The sequence below is a fragment of the Thalassolituus sp. UBA3500 genome (assembly GCF_002377545.1).
Taxonomy (GTDB): domain Bacteria; phylum Pseudomonadota; class Gammaproteobacteria; order Pseudomonadales; family Oceanobacteraceae; genus Thalassolituus.
On sequence record NZ_DFQB01000060.1, the window covers coordinates 289263 to 314786 of the forward strand.

24 protein-coding genes are annotated in these 25524 nt (G+C 52.6%); 21 read left to right on the plus strand and 3 right to left on the minus strand.

What is annotated here, in order from left to right; translation table 11 throughout:
* Nucleotides 1–202: 202 nt before the first annotated feature.
* The 19 genes from B2R29_RS16770 (at nt 203) to B2R29_RS16860 (ending at nt 17030) form a co-directional block, all read left to right on the plus strand.
* Nucleotides 203–2482, plus strand: coding sequence for a c-type cytochrome (locus B2R29_RS16770; protein WP_301182110.1), 2280 nt, complete (start codon nt 203–205; stop codon nt 2480–2482).
* 10 nt (nt 2483–2492) lie between these two features.
* Nucleotides 2493–3845, plus strand: a complete 1353-nt coding sequence (locus B2R29_RS16775) for a DUF1501 domain-containing protein (RefSeq protein WP_301182111.1) — start codon at nt 2493–2495, stop codon at nt 3843–3845.
* Nucleotides 3842–4060, plus strand: coding sequence for a DUF4266 domain-containing protein (locus tag B2R29_RS16780; protein ID WP_301182112.1), 219 nt, complete (start codon nt 3842–3844; stop codon nt 4058–4060). The genes B2R29_RS16775 and B2R29_RS16780 overlap by 4 nt, the downstream gene beginning before the upstream one ends.
* An 11-nt stretch (nt 4061–4071) precedes the next feature.
* Nucleotides 4072–5232, plus strand: coding sequence for a DUF3570 domain-containing protein (locus tag B2R29_RS16785; RefSeq protein WP_301182113.1), 1161 nt, complete (start codon nt 4072–4074; stop codon nt 5230–5232).
* The gene (locus tag B2R29_RS16790) at nt 5213–6118 is read left to right on the plus strand and encodes an FAD:protein FMN transferase (RefSeq protein WP_301182114.1); all 906 of its coding nucleotides are present in this window, start codon (nt 5213–5215) and stop codon (nt 6116–6118) included. Before B2R29_RS16785 ends, B2R29_RS16790 begins: the two co-directional genes overlap by 20 nt.
* A 46-nt stretch (nt 6119–6164) precedes the next feature.
* Nucleotides 6165–6800: a 16S rRNA (guanine(527)-N(7))-methyltransferase RsmG gene (gene rsmG, locus B2R29_RS16795; protein WP_301182115.1), complete on the plus strand. Its 636-nt coding sequence runs from the start codon at nt 6165–6167 to the stop codon at nt 6798–6800.
* Between the two features lie 12 nt (nt 6801–6812).
* Nucleotides 6813–7586 (plus strand): ParA family protein, encoded by a 774-nt coding sequence (locus tag B2R29_RS16800; protein WP_301182116.1) that lies wholly within the window; start codon nt 6813–6815, stop codon nt 7584–7586.
* Nucleotides 7587–7617: 31 nt separating this feature from the next.
* Nucleotides 7618–8556 carry a ParB/RepB/Spo0J family partition protein gene (locus B2R29_RS16805; protein ID WP_301182117.1) on the plus strand — a complete coding sequence of 313 codons (939 nt, stop codon included), beginning with the start codon at nt 7618–7620 and terminating at the stop codon, nt 8554–8556.
* Between the two features lie 98 nt (nt 8557–8654).
* The gene (locus B2R29_RS16810; protein WP_301182118.1) at nt 8655–8942 is read left to right on the plus strand and encodes a hypothetical protein; all 288 of its coding nucleotides are present in this window, start codon (nt 8655–8657) and stop codon (nt 8940–8942) included.
* A gap of 196 nt (nt 8943–9138) precedes the next feature.
* Nucleotides 9139–9507, plus strand: coding sequence for a F0F1 ATP synthase subunit I (locus tag B2R29_RS16815; protein WP_273092219.1), 369 nt, complete (start codon nt 9139–9141; stop codon nt 9505–9507).
* Between the two features lie 23 nt (nt 9508–9530).
* Nucleotides 9531–10430, plus strand: coding sequence for a F0F1 ATP synthase subunit A (gene atpB, locus B2R29_RS16820; RefSeq protein WP_068435191.1), 900 nt, complete (start codon nt 9531–9533; stop codon nt 10428–10430).
* 52 nt (nt 10431–10482) lie between these two features.
* Nucleotides 10483–10710, plus strand: coding sequence for a F0F1 ATP synthase subunit C (atpE, locus tag B2R29_RS16825; protein ID WP_015488783.1), 228 nt, complete (start codon nt 10483–10485; stop codon nt 10708–10710).
* A gap of 51 nt (nt 10711–10761) precedes the next feature.
* Nucleotides 10762–11232, plus strand: coding sequence for a F0F1 ATP synthase subunit B (locus tag B2R29_RS16830; RefSeq protein ID WP_076514342.1), 471 nt, complete (start codon nt 10762–10764; stop codon nt 11230–11232).
* Between the two features lie 12 nt (nt 11233–11244).
* Complete coding sequence (locus B2R29_RS16835; protein ID WP_076514341.1) at nt 11245–11781, plus strand: F0F1 ATP synthase subunit delta; 537 nt, start codon at nt 11245–11247, stop codon at nt 11779–11781.
* A 15-nt stretch (nt 11782–11796) separates the two neighbouring features.
* Nucleotides 11797–13335 carry a F0F1 ATP synthase subunit alpha gene (atpA, locus tag B2R29_RS16840; RefSeq protein ID WP_076514340.1) on the plus strand — a complete coding sequence of 513 codons (1539 nt, stop codon included), beginning with the start codon at nt 11797–11799 and terminating at the stop codon, nt 13333–13335.
* A gap of 70 nt (nt 13336–13405) precedes the next feature.
* Nucleotides 13406–14266 (plus strand): F0F1 ATP synthase subunit gamma, encoded by an 861-nt coding sequence (gene atpG, locus B2R29_RS16845; protein WP_301182119.1) that lies wholly within the window; start codon nt 13406–13408, stop codon nt 14264–14266.
* Between the two features lie 40 nt (nt 14267–14306).
* A complete protein-coding gene (gene atpD / locus B2R29_RS16850) occupies nt 14307–15701 on the plus strand; it encodes a F0F1 ATP synthase subunit beta (protein WP_301182120.1) in 1395 nt (464 codons plus the stop codon).
* Between the two features lie 60 nt (nt 15702–15761).
* Entirely contained in the window at nt 15762–16190 is a 429-nt protein-coding gene (locus B2R29_RS16855) for a F0F1 ATP synthase subunit epsilon (protein WP_076514338.1), read from the plus strand.
* Nucleotides 16191–16451: 261 nt separating this feature from the next.
* Nucleotides 16452–17030 (plus strand): porin family protein, encoded by a 579-nt coding sequence (locus B2R29_RS16860; RefSeq protein ID WP_301182121.1) that lies wholly within the window; start codon nt 16452–16454, stop codon nt 17028–17030.
* Nucleotides 17031–17071: 41 nt separating this feature from the next.
* Here the strand turns inward: B2R29_RS16860 and B2R29_RS16865 are convergent, their stop codons facing one another.
* From B2R29_RS16865 to B2R29_RS16875, 3 genes are all read right to left on the minus strand, one after another.
* Nucleotides 17072–17884: a hypothetical protein gene (locus B2R29_RS16865; RefSeq protein ID WP_301182122.1), complete on the minus strand. Its 813-nt coding sequence runs from the start codon at nt 17882–17884 to the stop codon at nt 17072–17074.
* Between the two features lie 75 nt (nt 17885–17959).
* Nucleotides 17960–21418: an ATP-binding protein gene (locus B2R29_RS16870; RefSeq protein WP_076514337.1), complete on the minus strand. Its 3459-nt coding sequence runs from the start codon at nt 21416–21418 to the stop codon at nt 17960–17962.
* A gap of 126 nt (nt 21419–21544) precedes the next feature.
* Nucleotides 21545–23170, minus strand: coding sequence for an ABC transporter permease (locus B2R29_RS16875; RefSeq protein ID WP_301182123.1), 1626 nt, complete (start codon nt 23168–23170; stop codon nt 21545–21547).
* Between the two features lie 83 nt (nt 23171–23253).
* Between B2R29_RS16875 and B2R29_RS16880 the strand changes: the two genes are divergently transcribed.
* A complete protein-coding gene (locus tag B2R29_RS16880; protein ID WP_068436752.1) occupies nt 23254–24300 on the plus strand; it encodes an ABC transporter ATP-binding protein in 1047 nt (348 codons plus the stop codon).
* Between the two features lie 13 nt (nt 24301–24313).
* Nucleotides 24314–25330: a Fe(3+) ABC transporter substrate-binding protein gene (locus tag B2R29_RS16885; RefSeq protein ID WP_068436754.1), complete on the plus strand. Its 1017-nt coding sequence runs from the start codon at nt 24314–24316 to the stop codon at nt 25328–25330.
* Nucleotides 25331–25524: the final 194 nt, after the last annotated feature.

Here is a 25524-nt window from a genome sequence, read left to right on the forward strand (position 1 = left end):
CTGTTCTTTATCCAACTCGACGACGGCGTAATTCGTCTCAGGATAACGGCATATCGAACCGAGTGGCGCATTTGTGTCATCGGAGAGTAAGTATCCCTGTGCTAAACAGGGTTTTTCGTAGCGGGTCACATTTTTTCGTCAGGGCCACTGCTATAACATCGGGCGATTACAGGAACTGAGCGGACACAGCGCGGGACAGGGTATGAATCTCCTAAAATTGCTGGCAGTCGGAATGGCCATATTCTGGCTGGCCGGGTGTGATAAAAACTACAGCGGCGAGCTTGCCGATGACGGCTATAACGCCGCCGGGCATGCACATTATCAGCAGATGTGTGCGTCCTGCCACGGCCTTGATGGCAACGGTACCTCTGTCGGCCCCTCTCTCGTCGGTTGTGCGACCTGCTCTTCTTTTTCGGTGTTAGCAGATGAAATCAGCCGCACGATGCCCATTGGTGATGTCGAAGCGTGCGTCGATGATTGTGCCTCTGACACCGCCGAATATATTCTTTATGCGTTTAACGGGCAGAACCTGGCGGATGCGCTGGCCACTATTCAGGGTGTGGAAAACCAGTCGGCTGCGCTGACGTTGCGCAAAGCATCACTTCAGTTAGTGGGCCGCTTACCTACCGGAACTGAGTTAGCTCAGGTTGCGGAAAGTGCGGATACCGGGCTCAGTACCTCGTTGGACGCTATGCAGCTGGAGCCGGGTTTTTACGACAACCTGATGGGCTTTTTTAACGAACAGCTTCTCACCGATAAGTACCTTTCAAGCAACCTGAATGAAGGCGGCATCAACCTGCTCGACAGCGACGATTACCCGAATCGCAAATGGTACAACGATGTGTATGCCGCTGATGAGCAAAGCAGCATTCGCCGCTGCGTCCGTGATGTCACGAACGACTCAGTCGCCCGTGAACCGCTGGAGCTTATCCGTTACGCGGCGATAAATGATCTGCCCCATACCTTATACATGACCGCCGACTTTATGATGGTGAACTGGTACAGCCAGCAGGTGTACGAAGCGGAGCTGATTCAGTCTGACGAATTCAGGCAGCTGGCCGAACCGGTATGCGATGAAAATGGCGTGCAGATTTACTACGACCCGAGTGACTTCCGCCCTGCCCGCGTCACCAAACAGCTTGAGTATGAGCTGGGCGGTATTCCCCATGCCGGTGTTCTGACTTCGCCGATGTTTCTGAATCGCTACCCGACGACCCGAACGAACAGAAACCGTCACCGTGCGCGTATCGTGTTCGATTACTTCCTCGATACTGACATTCTGGCCATCGAGGGGGATCGCCCTGAAGACGGTATTGGTTCTGGTGTCAGCAATCCTACTCTCCTCGACCCGGCGTGTTACGCCTGCCATCAGGTCATGGACCCGGTGTCTTCTTCATTCCAGCATTGGACAGACCGTGGTCGATACATCGTAACGGGCAGCTCTTCGGTGAATGATTGGGATGGTTCGGATATTGAGCCACCGGGGCTGGGTGGTAAGCAGGCACCCCTGTCAGGGTCAGAAGGCCAGTTCCGTACTTTATTGCAATGGCTCGGTAGCGAGATTGCAGCCGATCCAAGATTTGCCCGTGCCACGGTACGCACGCTCTATGAGGGTATGATCGGCCAGGAGGTACTGCCAGCGCCGGCTGCCGATGCGTCAGACGATGAGAAGCTCGCGTATAACAGTCAGCGCGCCATTCTCAACAGTGTGGCCGACGCCATGGTTGCAGATGGTTGGGATATCAAAGCTGCCGTCAAAGCCCTGGTCATGAGCCCCTACTACCGTGCGGCGAGCGTGGATGCGGAAGAGCTGGCGGTGAACGATCATATCGGTGCCAGTCAATTCATCAGCCCGGAACAGATGCAGACTAAGTTACAGGCGATTTTTGGTTTTGGCTGGGATGAGCTGCGCTGGGAAGACAACCGCATTATGTATGGTGGGATGGACTCGGACAGTGTGACAGAGCGAATTCGTGAGCCGGGCGGCTTAGTTATTGCGATCCAGAATCGTATGGCGACCGAGATGGCATGCCGTTCAACGGCGTATGATTTCCTTAATTCGCCCTCGCAACGTCGTCTCTTTCCGCACGTAGAGGTCGAGACGCTACCTTTCGACCTTGAGGGAGTGGCCAACCCCTCAGCCGTTGATCGCATCAAAGAAAACATCCGCTACCTGCATTGGGTACTGCTGGGTGAGGACATCTCTGCGGGAAGTGTTGAAGAGCAGGCGACGTATGATTTGTTCCTGGCGGTACTAAGTGAAGGCCAGACCATGCTGGCCAACCGCGAGCAGTATGATCCTCAACCGAGTGACTGGCTTGAGTGGGAGTGCCGGGCACGTTGGATGCGTCAGGCGGACGGACGCACAGATGGCGACCTGCCATCAGAAGAACGCATTGAGCAGGACGAGTACTACAGCATCCGTGCCTGGATGGCGGTGCTGACTTATCTCATGTCTGACTACCGTTTCGTGTACGAATAAGGAGGCCGCAATGAAACGTCGTAATTTTCTGCAGATGATGGCGGCCGCAGGCCTGACTGCACAAGCACCCTTATGGGCGCCAAAAGTACAGGCAGCGCCACCCGACCGCTTTTTGATTGTGGTGAATGCCAGTGGTGGCTGGGACCCGACATCGATATGCGACCCTAAGGGGCTTAATCAAGCCTACCAGGATCGATCAGACCGCTACGAAGGTTCTACCAATTCGGTTGACCTCGACAGCAATAAAACCTTCGGTAATATTCAGTGGAGTGCGATTCCTGAAGGGGTCTCTAACGACGAACTGGTGCGCCAGCGTATTAACGACCAGTTTGATGGCTTCTTTACGACCTACGGTAATCGCCTGACGGTGATCAATGGCATCGATACTGGCACTAACAATCATGACACTGGCAATCGCTTTGTCTGGTCTGGTAACGATGAGACCGGCTACCCCAGTCTGGCTGCGTATTTTGCGGCATCTGTCGCGCCAACCTTGCCCATGGCGTATATCAGTAACGGTGGGTATGACTTTACCGACTCTCTGGTCGCCCGAGCGCGTGCCAGCAGCGCCGGGTTTGTCAGTGAAGTCGCTGACCCGAATAGCTATTACGATGATCGTGGTTTTCACTTTCGCACGGCTAACCGTGGAGTGGATCAGTATTCTCACATTGAGACGGCGCAGCGAGCACGGATTCAGCGTCAGCTGGACAGCGAACAGCTGCCATTAAGACGGAAACAGCTCCAGCAGTTGTTTGGTATCCGCAATACCGACAGTAACCTTGGCGAGCTGACGGTGCGCCTGGATGATCTGCAGGCCAACGTACTGCGTGATGATCACTGGAATACCAACCGTGCCAACAGTCTTAAGAGTCAGGCCGAGGTGGTGGTTGCATCAATGGCTGCAGGCCTGACCGCCAGTGCGAACCTGAATGTAGGTGGGTTCGACACCCACGGGAATCACGACGCCAATGCTTACCCTGATCTGGGCGATCTGCTGGAAGGTGTTCACTTTTTGATGGTTGCGATTGAATATGCCGGTATCGCTGATCGTACAACCGTCGTAATGGGCTCTGACTTCGGCCGTACTCCCTATTACAACTCGGGCAATGGCAAAGATCATTGGCCCGTCACCAGTATGATGGTGCTCAAATCGGGGAGTACCGGAGGCCGCGTGTTTGGCGCATCGACAAATGAGTTTATGGCACAGCCGGTGAACCTTACAACTGGGCAGCCGGATGCCTCGGGCCAGACTCTGACGCCACAACATGTGAACCGGGCCATACGAAATCTGATGGGCGTAGGCAGTACCTCACTGGCTGACAATTACCCACTTAACGTACCTGACTTCAGGATATTTGGATGAAGCCGCTGCTGTTTACAGGTCTGCTGTCTGTGTTGTTACCTGTTCTTTCAGGCTGCTCTGCCGTTGAGCCCTGGGACCGCGGGCGACTCGCGCATGATGTGATGGCCTGGGATACCGACCCGTTGAAAGCCTCACTCGATAATCACATTCACCATTCTAAGGAAGGCTCGTCCGGCGGGGGCGCAGCGGCAGGAGGCGGCTGCGGCTGTAACTGATGAAGAAAACTATGAATTCTCTGGCAGCCCTGGCAGCGGCAGCGGCGCCACTTGCCGGACAAGCCGAGCCAGTACCCACCGAGCAGGCAGTAAGCTATCGGTTCAGCCAGTATCAGGAAGCCGATATACCTGAGTCGCGAACCTTTTCTGACGAAACGACGCGGTACAGTATTGATATTCACCAGCTCGGCTATCGCCGGCCATTAGCCGGTCAATGGTATCTGAATAGCGAACTGCAGTACGAGACGATGTCAGGCGCATCGCCTATGCAGACATACAAAAACTCAGAAGGCCAGAGTGCCGTGCTGATGAGCGGTGCCAGCATTGATGAGAGCAGGATTGACCTGAAGCTCGCTCCTACCCGCTACTTCGAGGATACTGTTGATGGCACCCTGGGCGGTCTGCTGGCGATCTCGACCGAGAATGATTATGACTCGGTGGCCGTCGGCGCTGAAGGTTCCCTCAACCTGATGAATAAACACACGACCCTGATGGGCTCGCTGACCTTGTCATATGACGTACTGGCACCGACGGATGAGTTTCTGTCAGAAGCCAGGCGCAGAGCTGACGGTCGGGTGAAACGTAGCGTTTCTCTCTACGAGGGCGTATCTCAGGTGATCAATAAGAATCTGGCTCTACAGGTCGGCGCTGGATTTACCCGGCTCTCCGGTTACCTGTCTGATCCTTATAAACTGGACGACCACCGCCCCGGAGAGCGCTCTCAGTATCTGATTGATGCGCGGGCGCGCCACTACTTTGCGGTGGGTGGCGGTGCTGCTTTGCACCTGGATTATCGCTTTTATACCGACAGCTGGGGCATTTATTCCAACACGCTGGAAACCCGTTGGGCGCAGGCACTGAATGCCGGGCGCTTCAGTTTTAAACTGACCCCTTCGTTACGCTACTACCGGCAAACGCAGGCCAGTTTTTATCGGCTGACGCCTGCTGAAGCCGGTGAGTACAGCAGTTCGGATTACCGATTGTCTTCCTACGGCGCGTTTAACGTCGGCCTTGCAGCGAGTGCGGGTTATGGGCGCTGGCAGATCAGTGGGGACATTCAGCAATATATGTCATCCGAAGATATGATGTTGCTGCAGACGCCGGACGACGAAGCTCCGGCGCTGGTGGACTATTCAATAGTGAGCCTTGGGATTGAGTACAAAACACTCTGACGCCAGAGCGACCTATCTGGCACATGAGTTTCGTGCCATGGCGTCGCCCTGCTGCTTCCATCTCCCGGCCGGCACACCAACTGATGTGATCCACGCCATGGAGGCAGAGGTCCGTCGTATCGAAGCTAAATACAGTCGCTATCGTGATGACAGCGTTCTTTCTGATATTAACCAGCGCGCAGGTCAGAAAGTGGGCCTGGATAACGAAACGCTCTGGTTGATTAACTATGCCTGTGCCTGCTTCGAGCAGAGTGATGGCCTGTTTGATATTTCTTCTGGGGTTCTGCGTCAGGCCTGGGATTTCCGCGCAGGGCAGTTACCTTCAGAGGCCACGCTGGCGCGGTTACTCCCGCGGATCGGACTAAGCCGCATTGAAATATCAGAGGCGCACCTGACGATGCCGCCTGATATGGAGCTGGATCTTGGCGGTATCGGTAAAGAGTACGCAGTCGATGCCGCCGCCAAGATCGCTCGCGAGGCAGGCATTAACCGCGGTGTGGTCGATCTGGGTGGCGATCTTTGCGTTCTCGGGCCGCATGCAGATGGCAGCCCCTGGCAGTTAGGCGTCCGTAATCCGCGTGACACGGAAAGTGCAATCGCATCATTGCCCGTATATCAGGGCGGAATGGCCAGTAGTGGGGACTATGAACGCTTCTTTGAAATCGACGGCAAGCGATACTGTCATCTTCTGAATGCCAGAACGGGATTACCGGTGGAATACTGGGCATCGGTGACCGTCATTGCTCCGTCGTGTCTTCTCGCTGGCACGCTCTCAAGCATCGCGATGCTAAAGCAAGAATCTGGAGAAGACTGGTTACGCTCGCAGGAGGTCAACGCTTTGCTTATTCGTCCGGATTTATCATTGCTGAGTCTGACTGATCGCTAACCTGTGATAAACTCGCGGCCTTTTCCTCTTCCTGAATAATCCGGCAATGAGTACATCTGAACAGCAGCTCCGCGCGGGCGCAGAGGCCCTTGGTATCAAGGTCTCCGACAATGAGTTTGCGGCCCTCCTCCACTATCTGGCGCTTCTGCAGAAGTGGAACAAAGCCTATAACCTGACGGCCATTCGTGATGAGTCCGGCATGGTCGCTTTGCACCTGCTCGACAGCCTTGCTGTCCATCCCGCTGTTCAGGATGCGGACAATATCATCGACGTTGGTACTGGACCTGGCCTTCCGGGCATCGTTCTGGCGATTATGAATCCGCAGAAACGATTTACGCTGCTCGACAGCAATGGAAAAAAGACTCGCTTCCTTTTTCAGGCAAAGACGTCTCTGTCACTTGAAAACGTTACTATCGTCAATGACAGAGTCGAGGCATATCATCCCCCTGAACCTTTCGATATGATTGTCAGCCGTGCCTTTGCTTCTTTGGCCGACATGACTGGCTGGTGTCAGCATCTGCGGGCAGAACATGGTTGTTTTCTGGCCATGAAAGGGCAATATCCACAGCAGGAAATAGATGATCTGAAAGGCCAGTTTGAGGTTACTCAGGTCACCGAACTTCGAATACCGGGCGTGGATGGCGAGCGTCATCTGCTACGCCTGCTACCGGTTGTCTCATAAGGATCAAACAGCGTGACTCACATTTTTGCTATTGCTAACCAGAAAGGTGGTGTTGGTAAAACGACGACGGCAGTCAATCTGGCGGCGTCGCTGGCAGCGACCAAGCGCCGGGTGTTGCTGATTGATCTCGACCCTCAGGGCAACGCCACCATGGGTTGTGGTGTGGATAAGTACGAAATCGAACGTTCTATGTACGACGTTCTGGTTTCTAACTGCAGTGCCGGGCAGGCATTAACCCCGGCGCCAGAAGCCAATTTCGATGTACTTCCTGCAAATGGCGATCTGACGGCAGCGGAAGTCGAGCTGATGGAAGTCAGTGGCCGTGAACAGAAGTTGAATAACGCGCTCAGGCCGCTGCTTCCAGAGTACGACTATATCCTGATCGACTGCCCGCCGTCGCTGAATATGCTGACACTGAATGCGCTTGTCGCCGCGCAGGGCATTCTGATTCCGATGCAGTGTGAGTATTACGCACTGGAAGGACTGAGCGCACTGATGCAGACCATCACCTCGATTCAGTCTGGTCCAAATCCGCAGCTCGAGATTACCGGTCTGATCCGCACCATGTACGATCCGCGCAACAGTTTGACCAAAGATGTATCTGATCAACTGACAGAGCACTTTGGCGACAAGCTGTTTACGTCAGTGATTCCTCGCAATGTACGACTGGCAGAAGCGCCGAGCCATGGCCTGCCGGTGTTGATGTACGATAAGGCATCAAAAGGCGCTTTGGCTTACCTGGCGTTGGCAGGCGAACTCAACCGGCGTATGACCGCGAGCAAATAATTACCGCCCTGTGGGCAGATGGAAACGATAGATGGCAACAAAGAAAAAACGTGGCTTAGGCCGTGGCCTTGATGCACTGCTGGCAAGCTCCAACAGTGCGGCAGTGCCTGTCAGTGAGTCTGTAGAAACAGACGAAAGCGTCAGCGCATCTGAAAGTAGTGAAGTGCACTCAGCGACAGCGAAGGAGAGTGAACTGCGTCACCTCCCGGTTGAGTGGATTCAGCCAGGCCGCTATCAACCACGCCGCGACATTCAACCAGAAGCTCTGGAAGAACTGGCCGCCTCTATTAAAGCTCAGGGGCTGATGCAGCCAATCGTGGTGCGTCCATTGCCAGAGCAGACTGATCGTTTCGAGATTATCGCCGGTGAGCGTCGTTGGCGTGCCAGTCAGCTGGCGCAGCTGGATCGGGTCCCCGCGCTGATCCGTGACGTACCCGACGAAGCCGCCATCGCTATGGCGCTGATTGAAAATATCCAGCGCGAAAACCTGAATCCGATGGAAGAAGCGATGGCACTTCATCGCCTGCAGCACGAGTTTGAACTGACTCAGATGGAAGTGGCCGAAGCCGTAGGCAAAAACCGCGCGACAGTCGCCAACCTCCTGCGTCTGATGAATCTGAATGACGACGTGAAGGTATTACTTGAGCACGGCGACATTGAAATGGGCCATGCCCGCGCCCTGCTGGGTTTGCCGGTTGAGCAGCAGAGTAGTGCTGCCGCTGATGTTGTGGCCCGGGCGCTTACCGTGCGTCAGACCGAAGCGCTGGTTCGTAACCTGCTGGATGGCAAAGACCAGAAAGCCGACAGCAAACAGCCGGTGAACCCGGATATTCAGCGCCTCGAACGCATGTTAGGCGAGCGCCTCGGGGCGAAGGTTGCTATTCAGCACTCTGCCAAGGGCAAAGGTAAGCTGGTGATTAACTACACCAGTCTTGATGAGCTCGACGGAATTCTCGATCACATTCAGTGAGTCGCACCGTCGGGCTGTCCTAAATGCCGTGCCTTAACTGACACATCGCTGCAGGCGAGCCTCTGATTACTAGACTGTTAGTAACAGAGGACTTGCCTATGAAAATTCTGATTTGCAGTACCCTGCTGCTGTCGGCAGCCGCGCTGGCGACACCGCGCCCCATGATGATGCTCGATGATTCATCCCTGAGTAATACGCGGGTTGATTACCTCACCGGGCTGGAGCAACAGCGCTCGAACGAAGAAACCGGCAAAGAAGAGTCGGAAATCGGTACAGCGCCGAAGCCTGATGTGCGCAGCGAGCTTCCTGTGGTGACTCCGGCATCTATTCCTACCTCAATACCCTTGCCAGCGAAAGGGGTTTCTGTGCAGATCACCCCGCGTTAAATACGGTTATAAGGGGTTGATTTCTGCAGTCAGCCCATCATCTACGGCCATGTCGGCCCTGTCTTACAAATATCTCATTGATTCGGCCTGCTTGCTGTTGATGCGCGGGGCCGTAGCCCCTATAATCCTCGCGCCCTGAAAATGGGTTGCTCAAACAGAGCGTTGCAAATTCAGCATCAAAGAAGTGGAGCACAGGTTGTCGTCGATACCGCGTCCACCGGTTTACAGGATCATTATTTTACAGCTGGTCCTGACCCTGATAGCTGCAGCTCTGGCCTGGATTCACAGCGATGTGGCCGCCAAATCGGCATTGCTCGGAGGACTGACATGCGCCCTCCCGAATGCCTACTTTATTTGGCGAGCGTTCCGCTACACCGGTGCAAGGGCAGCCACTCAGGTGGTGCAATCGTTTTACCAGGGTGAATCCTGGAAGTTTGTGCTCACAGCGTTGTGTTTTGGTGTCATCTTCCAACGCGTTGAGCCTCTGAATGTTCTGGCACTGTTTGCTGGTTTCATAACAGTGCAGCTGGGGCACATTGCCTCAGCAAGAATCGCCAATTTATAAACCTTAAAATCTGAGAGTGTACGATGGCTGGTAACTCCCAAGAGTATATTTCGCACCACCTTACGAACCTGACCTATGGCAAGCTGCCAGCGGGCTATGTTCGTGAAAACGAAGACGGCACAACCACTGAGCTGACTGAAGCAACCTGGACTTTCGCTCACGGCGGCGCTGAAGCGTCTGCAATGGGTTTCAACGCGGTTCATGTTGATTCACTGGGCTGGTCTTTTGGTCTGGGCGCCCTGATTATGTTCCTGTTCTGGCGCATGGCTAAGAAAGCGACCACAGGCGTGCCAAGCGGCTTCCTGAACTTCGTTGAAATGATTGTTGAGTTCATCGACAACACCGTAAAAGAATCTTTCCACGGCCGCAGCGCGCTCGTCGCACCGCTGGCTCTGACCATCTTTACCTGGGTATTCATGATGAACTTCATGGACCTTATCCCGGTTGACGTTCTGCCTACTCTGGCCATGGCCGTGGGTATCGATTACATGAAGGTCGTACCGTCTACTGACGTTAACGTCACACTGGGTATGGCAATCTTCGTATTCGCTCTGATGATCTTCTACTCGATCAAAATCAAGGGCATTGGCGGCTTCGTTGCTGAGCTGACGCTGCAGCCATTCAGCGCTAAAAATCCTGTCGTTCAGGCCATCTTCATCCCAGTGAACTTCTTCCTGGAGATCGTTGCCCTGATCGCTAAGCCTATCTCTCTGGGTCTGCGTCTGTTCGGAAACATGTACGCCGGCGAGATGATCTTTATTCTTATCGCACTGATGTTCTCTGCGGGTATTGCACTGGGTCTGATGGCTGGTGTTCTGCAGTGGGCGTGGGCGGTATTCCACATTTTGGTGATCACACTGCAAGCGTTCATTTTCATGATGTTGACCATCGTGTATCTGAGCATGGCGCACGAAGATCATTAATTTTTAAACCTTAAATTCACTTAACTAACTTAACTTCTATTTGGAGAAAATTATGGAACAAGGTCTGGTATTCCTGGCTGCGGCTCTGATGATTGGTCTGGGTGCTCTGGGTACAGCTATCGGTTTTGGTCTGCTGGGTGGTCGTCTGCTGGAAGGTACTGCTCGCCAGCCTGAACTGGGTCCAATGCTTCAGGGTAAAATGTTCCTGATCGCTGGTCTGCTTGACGCCGTGCCTATGATCGGCGTTGGTCTGGGCCTGTACCTGATGTTCGCAGCTTAAGGGTTCATTTCTTAACGAACTTCCTTAATCAACGAACATGAGGGCTCTGGCGTGAACTTAAATTTGACTCTGATCGGCCAGATCATCACTTTTGGCGTCTTCGTGTGGTTCTGCATGAAGTTTGTATGGCCTCACCTGCTGACGGCTATGCAAGAACGCGAAAAGAAAATTGCCGATGGTCTGGACGCAGCTAACCGCGCTGCACGTGATCTGGAACTGGCTCAGAAAGAAGCCGCGGACCAGCTGCGTGAAGCAAAAGAGAAAGCTGCTGAAATCATCGAACAGGCGAACAAACGTGCTAACCAGATCGTGGACGAAGCAAAAGATAATGCTCGTTCCGAAGGTGAGCGCATCGTAGCTGCTGCTCAAGCTGAAGTTGAGCAAGAGGCAAACCGCGCTAAAGAAGCTCTGCGTAAGCAGGTGTCTGAACTGGCAGTAGCCGGTGCAGCGAAAATCCTTGGCAAATCAGTAGATGCATCAGCTCACGATGAGCTGCTGGATACACTGGCCAAAGAGCTCTAAGCGAGGTTTTCCATGGCTGAATTAACAACTCTCGCTCGGCCATACGCAAAGGCAGTGTTTGCTGAAGCAAGTGAGAAGAGTGCACTCGATGCCTGGTCTGATGACCTGGCAGTCCTGTCGGCTTTCGCAGCCGACGCCGATCTGGCGAAGGTACTGGTGCATCCTTCCCTGACGTCTGAACAGCAGGCACAGGCACTTATTGACGTATGTGGCGACAAGCTGAACGAAGCAGCCAAAAACCTGGTGGCCGTATTGGCCGAAAACAAGCGTTTGGCATTACTGCCTGAAATCGCTGAACTCTATGAAGAACTGAAGGCAAAACTGCAGAATGCAGTGGATGTTGTCGTCACTTCAGCATACGAGCTGAGCGATGCCCAGGCAGAGAAACTGGCAGCTGCCTTAAAAGCCAAATTGCAATGTGACGTACGGGTAACCAGCGAAGTCGATGAGTCTCTCATCGGTGGCGCTATTATCCGTGCCGGGGACTTGGTTATAGACGGTAGCTTAACTGGCAAACTGTCAAAGTTAGCCGAAGCGATGAAATCCTAGTTTGAGGGACGATTCATGCAGCAACTGAATCCATCTGAGATCAGTGAAGTAATCAAGAAGCGTATTGAAAGCCTTGATGTTACTTCTCAAGCCCAGAACGAGGGCACCGTCGTATCTGTATCCGACGGTATCGTTCGAATCCACGGTCTTGCCGACGCTATGTACGGTGAGATGATTGAATTTGAAGGCGGCGTATTCGGCCTGGCAATGAACCTGGAGCGTGACTCTGTTGGTGCAGTTGTACTGGGTGACTACAAAGGTCTGGCTGAAGGTCAGACTGCGAAGTGTACTGGCCGTATTCTTGAAGTACCTACTGGCAAAGCATTGCTGGGTCGTGTGGTTGACGCACTGGGTAACCCAATCGATGGTAAAGGTCCTATTGAGACTGATACCACCGCTCCTGTTGAGCGCGTTGCACCAGGCGTAATTGCACGTCAGGGTGTTGATCAGCCTCTGCAGACTGGTTACAAAGCTGTTGACTCCATGGTTCCGGTTGGCCGTGGTCAGCGTGAGCTGATCATTGGTGACCGTCAGACTGGTAAAACGGCGATGGCGATCGATGCCATCATCAACCAGAAAGGTACTGGCGTTAAATGTATCTACGTTGCCGTAGGTCAGAAGCAGTCTTCTATCGCTAACGTTGTACGTAAGCTGGAAGAACACGGTGCCCTGGAGCACACCATTATCGTAGCCGCTGGCGCCGCTGATCCTGCAGCAATGCAGTTCCTGGCTCCATACGGTGGTTGTGCGATGGGTGAGTACTTCCTGGACAACGGTGAAGACGCTCTGATCGTATACGATGACCTGACGAAACAAGCCTGGGCTTACCGTCAGATCTCCCTGCTGCTGAAGCGCCCACCGGGCCGTGAAGCATACCCAGGTGACGTATTCTACCTGCACTCACGTCTGCTTGAGCGCGCATGTCGCGTAAACGCTGACTACGTTAAGCAGGTCAGCGGTGTTGAAGGTAAGACTGGCTCACTGACGGCTCTGCCGATCATTGAAACCCAGGGTGGTGACGTATCTGCGTTCGTACCTACGAACGTGATCTCCATTACCGATGGTCAGATCTTCCTGGAAACCAACCTGTTCAACTCCGGTATCCGTCCGGCGATGAACGCGGGTATCTCTGTATCCCGTGTAGGTGGTGCTGCACAGACCAAGATCATCAAGAAGCTCGGCGGTGGTATCCGTCTGGCGCTGGCTCAGTACCGTGAACTGGCGGCATTCGCACAGTTTGCATCTGACCTTGATGAAGCTACCCGTAAGCAGCTGGAGCACGGTAAAGCCGTTACTGAACTGATGAAACAGGGTCAGTACGCTCCAATGTCTACTGCGGACATGGGTCTGTCGATTTTCGCTGCTACTGAAGGCTTCCTTGAAGACGTTGAAGTGGCCAAGATCCAGGCATTCGAAGCTGCTCTGCTGAGCTACGCCAACAGCGAATACGCTGAACTGATGGCGAAGATCAACGTGAAGGGCGACTTCAATGATGAGATCGCGGCAGGTCTGAAAGAGTGTATCGAGAAGTTCAAGAGCACTCAGACCTGGTAAGTCCGGTGCTGGCGGCTTCCTGAAAAGGAATCACCGCCAGCTGGATTCACTCAGTTAAATAGGTTGCACTATGGCAGTCGGTAAAGAAATTAAAGAGCAGATTACGAGCGTAAAAAGCACGCAGAAAATTACTTCAGCAATGGAAAAAGTTGCCGTAAGTAAAATGCGTCGTGCTCAGCTGCGCATGCAACAGAGCCGTCCATACGCGGATAAAATCCGTGATGTGATCGGTCACCTGGCGAATGCGACATCTGAATACCGTCATCGTTATCTGCAGGACCGCGACGTCAAGCGTGTTGGCTATATCGTGGTGTCTTCCGACCGTGGCCTGTGCGGTGGCCTGAACAACAACATGTTCAAGCGCCTCGCCCAGCAAGCCGGAGAGTGGAAAGAAAAGGGTGTTGAAGTTGATTACTGTGCAATCGGCTCAAAAGCATCTCTGTTCTTTAACAGCTTCGGTGGCAATGTTGTCGCCTCCCAGTCTCACCTGGGTGACGCTCCAGAGCTGGCCAGCCTGATCGGCTCGGTGAAAGTGATGTTAGAAGCGTATGACGAAGGTCGTATCGATCGTCTGTACATCATTTATAACCGTTTCGTGAACACCATGACCCAATCGCCTGAAGCGGTGCAGTTATTGCCACTCAAGGCACAAAAGGACGAAGAACTGAAAGGTCACTGGGATTACATCTACGAACCAGACGCGAAAGAGATCCTCGAAGGTCTGCTGGTGCGTTACGTAGAATCTCAGGTCTATCAGGGTGTAGTAGAAAACAATGCCTGTGAGCAGGCTGCGCGTATGCTGGCGATGAAAAACGCCACCGATAACGCCGGCAACATGATCACCGAGCTGAACTTGCTGTATAACAAGGCTCGTCAGGCGGCTATCACCCAGGAAATTTCAGAAATCGTCAGCGGTGCCGCGGCTGTATAAGCCGGGCAGCGAACAGGTTTTAAGTTAAGAGGAACCGAAAATGAGCGGACGTATCGTACAGATCATCGGTGCCGTCATCGACGTGGAATACCCACGCGAAGATGTACCTAAGGTCTACGACGCCCTGACCGTAGATGGTACTGAGACAACTCTCGAAGTTCAGCAGCAGCTGGGCGACGGTATTGTTCGTACCATTGCGATGGGCTCAACTGAAGGTCTTAAGCGTGGCCTTCCAGTAACTAGCACTGGCGCACCTATCCGTGTACCAGTAGGTAATGCAACTCTGGGTCGTATCATGGACGTTCTCGGTCGCCCGATCGATGAATGTGGTGAGATCGGCGAAGAAGAGCGTTATGAAATTCACCGTGATGCGCCATCGTTCGATGAGCAGGCGAACAGCAATGATCTGCTGGAAACCGGCATCAAGGTTATTGACCTGATTTGCCCATTCGCTAAGGGTGGTAAAGTAGGTCTGTTCGGTGGTGCCGGTGTTGGTAAAACCGTAAACATGATGGAGCTGATCAACAACATTGCGAAGGCACACTCCGGTCTGTCTGTATTCGCAGGTGTTGGTGAGCGTACTCGTGAAGGTAACGACTTCTACTACGAGATGGCTGAGTCTGGCGTTGTAAACCTCGACGACAAAGCACAGTCTAAAGTAGCAATGGTATACGGCCAGATGAATGAGCCACCAGGCAACCGTCTGCGTGTAGCACTGACTGGTCTGACCATGGCAGAGAAGTTCCGTGACGAAGGCAAAGACGTACTGCTGTTCGTTGATAACATCTATCGTTACACCCTTGCTGGTACTGAGGTATCTGCACTGCTGGGTCGTATGCCATCTGCGGTAGGTTATCAGCCTACACTGGCAGAAGAGATGGGTGTTCTTCAGGAGCGTATTACTTCTACTAAGACTGGTTCGATCACCTCGATCCAGGCCGTATACGTACCTGCGGATGACTTGACTGACCCGTCTCCTGCGACCACCTTCGCGCACCTTGACTCTACTGTTGTACTGTCACGTGATATCGCGTCTAAAGGTATTTACCCAGCGATCGACCCACTGGATTCCACCTCTCGTCAGCTGGACCCACTGGTTATCGGTAACGAACACTACGACATCGCTCGTGGCGTTCAGGGTGTTCTGCAGCGCTACAAAGAGCTGAAAGACATCATCGCGATTCTGGGTATGGACGAACTGTCCGACGAAGATAAGCAGCTGGTTGCCCGTGCACGTAAGATCGAGCGTTTCCTGTCTCAGCCATTCCACGTGGCAGAGATCTTCACAGGCGCGCCTGGTAAGTACGTGTCTCTGAAAGAAACCATCCGTGGTTTCCAGGGCATTCTGAATGGTGACTACGATAACCTGCCAGAACAGGCGTTCTACATGGTAGGTACTATCGACGAAGCCATCGAGAAAGCCAACAACATGTAATGGGCGGGCAGGCGCTGTACTTGTGCAGCGCTCTGCCTCCTCTGAACAGAGGAATAGAACATGGCAATGACCGTCCACTGCGATATCGTCAGCGCTGAAGAGAACCTCTTCTCTGGTCTGGTCGAGCGAGTAATTGCTGCAGGTGCTCTGGGTGATCTGGGTGTTGAACCTGGTCACGCAGCCCTGCTGACTCCGCTCAAGCCGGGTCCTGTCCGCATTGTTAAGCAAGGCGGCGAAGAAGAGATTGTCTACGTCTCTGGCGGCTATCTCGAAGTACAGCCAAATTCAGTGTCTATCCTGGCCGACACCGCTGTTCGTGCAAACGACATCGATGAAGCCGCGGCACTGGAGGCGAAGAAACACGCTGAACAGGCGATGGAAAATCAGGGTGCAGACTTTGATTACTCCCGCGCAATGTCTCAGCTTGCTGAAGCGGCAGCGCAGCTGCGTACGATTCAGCAGATCCGCGAGAAGCTTGGTAAACACTGAGTTTTTGCGGTACAGAAAGCCTCGCCTCTTGCGAGGCTTTTTTTTGACTACTGAAACGCAGCTTAGCTGCGACCGGCGTACAGTGGTTATCAGATCCGTGAGAAGCTTGGTAAGCACAGAGTCATCCGGATCAGAAATAACCCGCTGAGGCGGGTTTTTTATAGCCGGACTTCCGAGGGCTGCTTGGTACAATTATTTTTATAGCCAAGGCTTACGGATTTACGACGTTTTACTCAGGGAAAATAAGGAAATAGAGCTACAATGAAAGAATATGCACTGGTGCCGGCTCTGGCGCTCTCACTTCTTTCTCCACAGCTTTTTGCTACTGAGGCAGACAAACAGTTCTATATCGGAGCCAACCTGGGCGTCGGCTCAGGTGAAGAGACTATCTCGATTGATGGTGATGAGGAGGACTACGATACGGATATTTCAACTATGAGGCTGGCAGTAGGCTTTATCGTTGATGAAAATATTCGTATCGAGGCTTCATACGGTGGCTATGATCTGGAATTTGATGACTTTGAAGATTCAGAAATCACAACGTTTGAGTTTGACGGCTACTTACTTTTTCCCGCCGATGGGGTAACACCTTACGTTACCGCTGGTTTGGGCCTCGCGACCTATGAAGATACGGGAGACGTGCTTGAAGGTGATGATCTGTCAGGTGTTTCTCTTCAGCTAGGTGCTGGCATTTCAATGCCCGTAAGTGAGGTAGTGGAGCTCGATGCCTCTTATCGTATCAAGGTAATCGGCTGGGAGACGGTCGAGGTCTTTGATACTGAAATTGAGACAAGCCATTCAATGGGGCTCTTCACCGTTGGCGGCAGAGTATTATTCTGATCGTTTCAAGAAGCCCCGCATACACGGGGCTTTTCACTGTATCAGGGGTACTGGCTAACCGTGTTTTCACTATTTTCCTGATACATACGCTCAAGTACGGAGTATGAGGGTTTTCGTTCGTCCCGGGTCCGGTAGCCGTGATCATTTTCTTCCCACCAGCTACTGAGAAAACGACGGCGGTCCATTTGCCAGCTACAGCTACGGTAGTTATCGAGTGGCATGACGACACTCTGACGTATCTGGTGTTTGTCAGTGTAACTTATTGGCAGGTAGGACATTAATGGTGCATCAGCCTCCGCATACATCACCACCCAGAAATTAAGGTCCCCTCCAGGAGGAACTTCAAAATCCCGCGCGAGAATGTGTGAGCTGTCCTCCAGTGATCTAGGGCCATAAGAGGCCTGATCTATTGCTTCGTCCGCTCGCGTCAAAAGGATTCCAGTTGCGAGCGCCGCTCCCGCACTCTTGCTAAGCTGAGAGTCCGAATTCAGCCCTATTGAGGCAATCTTCAGAGCGGAGGACGTCATCAGAACTTCATTAAGTATTTCTCTTCGTTTGCGGTTTATCGTCGCTTTAGCCCATGATTCCAGGCGGTCACCAGTCATAATCTCAAACTGAGTGGAGGCATAAGGAAGTCGTATAGCCGTCGATGAGACTGTCTGCCATTCCGAGCTGGGGTTAACGACGGCAATGCGCAGGTAACTGAAGTGATCATTGCAGAGGTCTCCCTCAAAGCGTGCAGACAGTTCCAGTTCCGCTGAGTCATGCACCTGGGTACCAGGCGTTCCGTAATGAGGCCCTCTCGCGCAAGCGACGAGACCAAGAATAAAAACGGCAGTAACGATTAAGCGCATATCATTCCCTGAAGGTTTGCTAAAGCTTTTTAATATGCCATCGTCATATGACTTATTTGTGAAAACTTAGCGTCTTCAGGCCTGATTGCGCTTGCTCAGAAACTCGCTGAAAGCCTCTTCCAGCTTGTCGTATTCATCCTCAAACATGTGCTTATATTTCTTCAGCGTATCCATGTGCCCCTCGCGGGCTTCGGCTTCCAGGGTTTTGCAGATATGTTGCAACCGCGTCGCCGCAACACTGGCCGACGAGCCTTGCAGGAACTTAGCGAGCGACACGACCTCTGCGGTATCAGTCCGCGCCAGCGCGCTCTTCAATTTAGCGACTTTTTCTTCACTGGCTTCATGAAATACATCAATTAATCTTCCTAGTCGCTCTTCCTGATTACTTACCAGCTTCATGACGGTTGGCTTATCCCACACGGGGTATATATCCAGGTCAGTGCTTTTTTCAACCACCAGCTGCTCTACAGGCTGATATTCGGCAGAGGTGACGGCTGACATCCATTGAGTCAGTGCTTTCCGCAGCTCTTCGTTATCAATCGGTTTGGCTAAATAATCGTCCATACCGGAGAGCAGGCATTTCTCACGATCTCCTGCCATAGCACTTGCAGTCATTGCGATGACAGGGATTCTGCAGGCACTATCGCCGGCATATCCCCCGCGAATCTGGCGAGTACACTCATAGCCGTCCATGGAAGGCATCTGACAATCCATAAGGATAAGATCAATCAGGTGGCCGGAGCGACGCAGCATATCGATGGCTTCTACGCCATTTCCGGCGGAAACGACTTCAGCGCCAAGGTGACGCACCATTCCCTCTATTACCGCCAGGTTAATCTGGTTGTCGTCAACCGCGAGAATTCTTCGCCCTGCCAGGGCGGCAGTTTTACCGCTGCTCTCCAGATTGGAACTTTTTTCGTCAGCAGATCCTGTTTTTAATCGGCGAACCGCATACTCCAGTTGCACCGGAGTAATGGGTTTCGATAAACGGAAGGCTCCATGCAAGTCGGGAAGTTCGATCTCTGTGCGCTTTACGTGAGGCACGGTGATGATGACTCCAGCGACGTTTTCATGAGGTACGAAGTTTTCGGCCAGAGTGGCATCAATGATTATGTAGCTACCTTTCCGGATATGCGCATCAGGCCGTGGGTGACGTGAGCTGATTGCTTGAGCACCCCAGCTTTTGAGAAGTTTTACCAGGTTTGCCGCTGAATCATCGGAGCGGTCAATGACATGGAAGTTGAGCCCGGAAAAATCGGGGTTTTGTTTTTCAGCTTCTGAACCTACTGCCAATTTCTGAACAAAAGTGGCTGTGAATTTAGTGCCTGATCCTTTTTCGCTCTGAACATCCAGTCTGCCACCCATTAACTTACAGAGTTTATTGGTAATAGTGAGTCCCAAGCCTGTACCACCAAATTCTCTTGTTACCGCCGCATCCTCCTGAACAAAGGCGTCGAAAATGGTTGGCAGTTTTTCTTTGCTTATACCGACACCGGTATCCTCTACTTCGATGCTCAATGTGGTGCTTTCTGCGTTTGTATTCTGCGTAGTCAGCCGTACAAGAATATGCCCTTTCAGCGTAAACTTGATCGCGTTATTAATCAGGTTGGTGAGTATTTGGCGGATACGGTTTGCATCACCGGAAAGCGAAGGTGACTGTACTTCTGAAACATCGAGAATGATCTCCAGACCTTTTTCTGACGCCGGGACTGACATGGATAGCACCAGATCTGAGATCAAGCGATTGAGGTCGTAGGGGATATTATCAATATCGAGTTTTCCTGCTTCGATCTTTGAAAAATCGAGGACATCATTAACGATCGCTGCCAATAATTGTGAGCTGGTATCTGCAAGATCAAGATACCGCTTTTCCTGAACTCTGAGTTCGCCGCGGCGAATCAACTGAAGCATACCAATAATGCCATTAAGAGGTGTCCGGATTTCATGGCTGACATTAGCAATAAACTGGCTCTTGGCGCGGCTTGCGGACAGTGCCATATTTCGTGCCTGCTCGAGTTCTTCGGTTCTCTGTTCGACGACGGCTTCGAGGTTAGTGTTTAAATCGCGGATTCGTTGTTCTGCTCGTTCCTGTTCGCTGATGTCCCGAATGATTGCAGAAACACCGATGGCCGCTCCCTTGGCCGTTTTGATGGGTGATACGCTGAGTTGGGTGGTCAGAGTGTGCTGATTTTTTGAGACAAGAGGTACGCGTAATGTCTCAGGTTGACCACCTTCAGCAACGCTGGCGATCACTTCTTTGACCCATTCCTGATGCTCGCCAGTGGCAAAGGTCTCGGTAAAGTCACTGTTTTCAATCTGGCGGCTGCTATAACCCAGGATGCTGGTTGCAGCGCTGTTCCAGCTTGTTATGGTTCCGTCCGTGCGCATCCCTATGATGGCATCCGTTGAGTCATCCACAATGGCACGGAAGCGTGCTTCGGTATCACTCAGATTTAAGGTTTTACGTACCTGCCGCTGGTAGAACAGGAACAGCACACTCAGTACGAAAGAAACAACTAAGGCGGCGGCGCTGAACCGCAACGTGTCTGAGATCGTTTGTTGCTGGATAAGCCGCGTTGGGGTCGCTATGGCAACCTTGATAAACCGATCACCATTGGAGCCGGGCATGTTCAGCTGGCGCTGCGTCAGGTAGTAGTGCGCTCCGTCGCTGTTTGCTGATACGAGTGCGGTACCGCGGTGAATAGAGTTTTGCTCTGCGCTGTACAGGTCGCTCCAGAGCGTGGCGTTTGCGAATTCAAAGCTGAAGGCCTCTCCCGATGTGGGTGACACAAGGATATGGCCATCGTGATCGTACAGGTACACTTTGCTTGTATTGGCTGCCAGGTTACTGAGACGAGACAGCAGGAAATAGGCGTCAAAGTTAAGAACCAGTGCGCCGAAAAGATGGCCATCTTGCGCATATATCGGCATGACGAGTCGGTAAACTGATTGATGTGGATAGGAAACGCGCCCGTATTCTTTATTCAGTTCAATATCGGATAGGTAGAAGTCGTTGGCTCGGATATAGGGCAGTATTTCAACGTAATCGCGGCCCCGCTTCTCCTGAAGTTCGGTACTGTTTGCAACCCGGGTGCTGCTGCCGGTGCGCTGCACACGAATAATTTCCGACCAGTTGCCGTCATTGATCAGATAGCGCGCCTGCAACGCGTGAGCGTTATTTTCAATGTAAGCTTGAAAGATGGTTTCCAGACGGGCTTTCCATTGTGCCTGCCGGGTATTGTCGAGCGGATCGATACCGCCGTTGCCTGAGGACCGCACTATGCCATGTATGGGTGGAGTCGCATAAAGGAAGCGTAGCTGGTGATAGTCCCTTTCGAACTGCTTGGCGAGTTCATCGATGATGGCGCTCTGCTGCTCGCCTGAAGCCTGCTGATACTGATCAAACACGCGCTGTTCAGACAAGTAGTATTGGCCGACTGTCACGAGTGTGAGCAAGAGAAGCAGGCCGAGTACCATGGTTTGTGGTCGTATATAGGCAGCTTGCTGCTGTTTGCTCGTGTGCCTCAGAAACATGGGGCTGCCTCTCGTGAACGTTGGCCTGTTCTCAAGGTTTAGTTCAAAGAGGCCAATATTCAACTCGATACTATGTGTGTCTCCTGACAATCAGGACGAGACTCGGCTATCAGAACGGCAGTCTCGTCAGCGCTTATCGGATAGCTTGTTGAGCAGCAGGACAGGCACGAGGCCGATAACGACAATGAGTAAAGATGCGGTGGAGGCCTCGGCGATGCGCTCATCGCTGGCCAGCTTATAGACGCGGGTCGCCAGCGTTTCAAAATCGAACGGGCGCAACAGCAAGGTAGCGGGTAGCTCGCGCATACTGTCGACGAAGACAAGGATGCCCGCTGCCAGTATTGAGCGGCTCATCAATGGCAGGTGGATACTTTTCAATACGCGCCATGGAGTCGCTCCCAGGCTGCGAGCGGCTTGATCGTATATCGGAGGAATAGCTTCCATGCCACTGTTGGTCGAGTTGAACGCCACGGTGAGAAAGCGCACGACATAAGCATATACAACGATGGCAACCGTACCGGTCAGTAGTAGCCCAGTCTGAATATCAAACTGCTCGTCAAAGAAGGTAGCGATGGCGCGATCGAATTGCGATACCGGGGCGAACAAGCCTACTGCCAGCAAGGCACCGGGTAGCGCATAACCCAGTGTTGATAGTTGGATAGAAAGGTTCACGGCTTTGCTGTCAGTCAGACGCTTAGCGTACGTCAGGACAAGCGCGATGATGACAGCGGCCAGTGTCGCTGACAAAGCCACTTGCAGGCTATTGCCGATAAACCCGGTAAAGCCATGTCCTAGCAGTGGATCACCTGTGGTCAGTGCGAAATACGCGAGGGTGCCACCAGGGATCAAGCTGCCCAATACGACAGGCAGAACGCACAGTAATGTCGCGCCTGCTGCTACTAGGCCTGTCAGCTGGGTGCGCTGAAGGTTACCGTCGCGGGCGATGGCTTGAGCCTGAGACGGGCGCCGGTTGTACTTTTCGATCACGATGAGCAGAACAACAAAGCTGAACATGACCGCCGCTAACTTCAGTGCCGCAGCCTTATCCCCCATTGAAAACCAGGTTCGGAATATGCCCGTCGAGAAGGTGGGTACGGCGAAGTAATCAACCGTGCCGTAATCCGCCAGCGTTTCCATCAAGACCAATGCTAGGCCACCCACTAAGGCGGGTCGGGCTGCTGGTAAGGCGATGCGCCAGAATGCAAAAAACGGACTGGCCCCCAAGGTGCGCGCTGCATCATAAAGTGTCGCCGAGCGTTGGATAAAGGCCACACGAACCAGTAGGTACACATAGGGGTACAGCACCAGACTGATAATGAAGGCCGCACCACTCAACGAGCGTATTTCAGGAAAGTAATACTCACCAGCATACAAGCCAGTCAGGCTTCTGATCAGGGTCTGCACCGGGCCACTGTAATCCAGCAGATCGGTATAAACATAGGCGACGATATAAGCAGGGGCGGCGAGTGGCAGCATTAACGCCCAGGTCAGAATTCGACGTCCGGGGAACTCGGTTGCAGCGGTGAGCCACGCCGTTCCCACGCCAATTACAGTGGTATAGAGCGCGACCTGAACCATCAGGAGCAGAGTGTTACCTACGTATCCGGGCAGAACGCTACTGCTGATATGTGACCATGTTGATGTCGTTGGAGCGAACAGGGAGGTCAGAATGACAATAACGGGAACAAGCGTAAAAACAGAAATAAGAAAACTGCTGATTAGCCAACGCCATTGCGTCTGTTGGTTTTGCATGCCGGCTCTAATATTACGCGTGAGGTTGGTGTAGTATAAAGAACCATTCGCATATGTGACACCTGTTATTCGAGCCCGCCTGTATGCCGTTAGTTTTTTCTCAGATAAGCCACAGTTACGGTGCTACTCCCGTACTTCACGAGCTGGATTTTGCCGTCGAGCCTGGTCAGATTACTTGTTTATTGGGGCCATCGGGCGGTGGCAAAAGCACCCTGCTCCGCCTTGCCGCTGGGTTGGAGAAAGTTCAGCGTGGTGAGATCCACGTGGATAATGAAGTGCTGGCGAATGATGGTCTGCACCCGCCCCCGGAAGCTCGCCCGGTGGGGCTGATGTTTCAGGAGAATGCACTGTTTCCGAATATGACAGTGGCAGAAAACATTGCCTTCGGTATTCGGGATCTGAGCCGACGCGAGCAGCAGGAAAAAGTGAAAGAGCTTCTCGAGCTGGTTGGCTTGGACGAATATGGACAGCGCTATCCGCATCAATTGTCTGGTGGACAGCAACAGCGAATTGCACTGGTGCGTTCATTGGCACCGGAACCAAAAATTCTGCTGATGGACGAACCCTACGCGAGTATCGACATCACGCTGCGCCGGACATTACGGGAAGCGGCTCGCCGTACTATCAAAGAAAAAGGTACGACGGCCATTCTGGTTACTCATGATCCTGACGAAGCAATGGAAATGGCAGACAGCATTGCCGTGCTCGATCAGGGTGTGATTGCGCAGGTCGGGACTCCGCAAGAAGTGTTTGAGTCACCCGCGACCGTGGCCGTGGCGACACTGTTCGGCGGGTCTCAACGACTGGCTATTACTGCAGCAGATGAACATGGGTTTGATACTGCGTTCGGCAGAATTCAGGCAGAGGCTGAGCGATTGAGTAGCTATCGCGACGCACACACCCTTGTGGTCAGGCCAAAAGGATTAAGTTTGAAAAAAAATGAAAAGTCGGACGTCGTTATTTCCGGTCTCAGATATATTGGCCACGATTGGCTGGCTTTTCTTACTAACAACAATACGCCATCTGCAACTGAGCCATTGAGAGTACTGATCGATGATGTGAGTCAGTATCAGCTGGGGGATCGCGTGGATTTGATCGCGAACCAGACCGGCGTCTTTCTATTTAAATAAATCTGGAGAACGTATGATTTCTTTTAGCAGAAAACTGCTAGCCAGCACGATGGCTGTAGCACTGAGCCTACCTGTGTTTGCTGCTGACGTGGTGAATATTTACAGCGCGCGTCACTACGACACAGACATCGCTTTGTATGAAAACTTCGAAAAGCGCACAGGCGTGAAGGTCAATCTGATCGAAGCACCAAGTGATACTCTGATTGAACGAATCGTTAACGAAGGCAAATACTCTCCAGCCGATATTCTGGTAACGGTCGATGCGGGGCGCCTATTTCGCGCGGAGCAGCGTGGCATTTTCAGTCCGGTAGAATCAGACGTGCTGGATGCTCGTATTCCCGCTCACCTCCGTCATCCGGATGGCTTGTGGTACGGCTTGTCGAAGCGTGCGCGAATTATTATTTACAACAAAGAGCGCGGTCTGCCTGAAGGCCTGAATTCCTATGAAGATATGGCTGACCCAAAGTTCAGCAAGCAGATCTGCGTTCGTTCATCATCTAACATTTACAATATTTCATTGCTGGCATCATTGGTTGAACACGATGGTGAAGAAGCCGCAGAGGCGTGGGCACAAGGGGTGATGGATAACCTGCTGAAGAAACCACAAGGCAATGACGTTTCTAATATTCGTGCAGTGGCGTCGGGTGAGTGTCGGATCAGTATCGTAAATACCTATTATGTTGCGCGTTTGCAGGCTGAAGGCGATGAAAGCGTGAAAGCGGTGGGTGTATTGTTCCCGAATCAGGAAGAAGGCGGATACGGAGCACACGTTAACATCAGTGGTGCGGGTGTATTAAAGCATGCACCTAACCGTGCTAATGCAATTGCATTTCTAGAGTACCTGACGGAGCCTGAGGCACAGAAGTATTTTGTCGAAGCAAACCACGAATATTCTGTGGTTGAGGGCGCGGAAACAGACTCCGTACTTGAGGCGATGGGAGACTTCAAAGAAGACACCATTAATGCAAGCGCCTTGGGCGAGCATCAGGTGACGGCAGTTAAAATCTTTGACCGCGTGGGTTGGAACTGACCACCGGCACAGGAAAACTGATCGCAAGATCAGCCAGTCAAAGGGCGCTCAATGAGCGCCCTTTTTCGTTGTGACTGTTATTGCTGTCTTTGCTTTATTGGGTATACGGATTTAATGGTCGATGGGGCACCTTCACCCCATCAATCTGATACCACCCTCAGATGGTTGATAGATCGACTCCGTAGTTGAGTTCC